Below are 1,098 nucleotides of genomic sequence, written 5' to 3' on the forward strand. Positions count from 1 at the left end.
TCGCCCGGCTGGAGAAGGACCTGGCCAAGCGGGATGCCGCACTGCAGGTCATGGGAAAAGCTTCCGCGCTCTTGGAATTGCTTGCCGAGAGCGCGGACTGAGCGACGCCGTCGACCCTGTGGTGGACGAGGCGTTCACCGGCCTGCAAGCCCAGCTGGGCACCGCGGCCGCGTGCCGGCTGACCGGCCGCTCCCGGGCGACGCACTACCGGCAGCTCAAGCCCCGCCCGCCGATGGCGCGCGCGCCGCGTCCGGCTCCGCCCTCGGCCTTGTCCGCTGCCGAACGGGACTCGGTCCTGGCACTGCTGAACCGTCCGGAGTACGCCGAACTGCCGCCCGCCCAGGTCTGGGCCAGGGAACTGGACGCCGGGAACTACTGGTGCTCGCCCTCGACGATGTACCGGATCCTGCGGGCCGCCGGGCAGAACGGCGACCGCCGCCGCCAGGCCACCCACCCGGCGAAAGTGAAGCCGGAACTGGTCGCCGACGGTCCCTCGCAAGTGTGGTCGTGGGACATCACCAAACTGCGCGGACCGGCCAAGGGCGACTGGTACCACCTGTACGTCCTGATCGACATCTACAGCCGCTACGTGGTCGGCTGGACCGTCGCCGCGCGTGAAGACAGCCTGATCGCCCAGGAGTTGATCCGGGCCGCGATCGAAACCAACGGCGTCGTGCCGCACACCGTCCACGCCGACCGGGGCACCTCGATGACCTCCAAGCCGGTCGCCCAGCTGCTGACGGATCTCGGCGTCACCCGTTCACACTCCCGGCCGAAAGTATCCGACGACAACCCCTACAGCGAAGCCCACTTCAAGACCATCAAGTACAGCGGCGACTTCCCCGACCGGTTCGGCTCCCTGCAGCACGCCCGCGACTGGTGCGAGGGCTTACTCACCTACTACAACCACGAACACCGGCACTCGGCGATCGGCCTGCACACCCCGGCCAGCGTCCACTTCGGCACCGCCGACCTGGTCCGTCGGCAGCGAGCGATCACCCTCACCCAGGCATACGCGGCACACCCCGAACGCTTCGCCCGCCGCCCCCAACCGCCCACGCTGCCCTCCGCCGTGTGGATCAACGAACCCCGGCCCGA

General features: G+C 69.5%; 1 protein-coding gene. It reads left to right on the forward strand.

Annotated features, from left to right (window positions below):
* Positions 1-118: 118 nt before the first annotated feature.
* Positions 119-1,098 (forward strand): IS3 family transposase (locus AB0N14_RS40335; RefSeq protein WP_366030642.1); only part of this gene is annotated, 980 nt, incomplete at its 3' end.

This window comes from Streptomyces sp. NPDC051104 (assembly GCF_040682835.1).
Lineage (GTDB): Bacteria > Actinomycetota > Actinomycetes > Streptomycetales > Streptomycetaceae > Streptomyces > Streptomyces cynarae.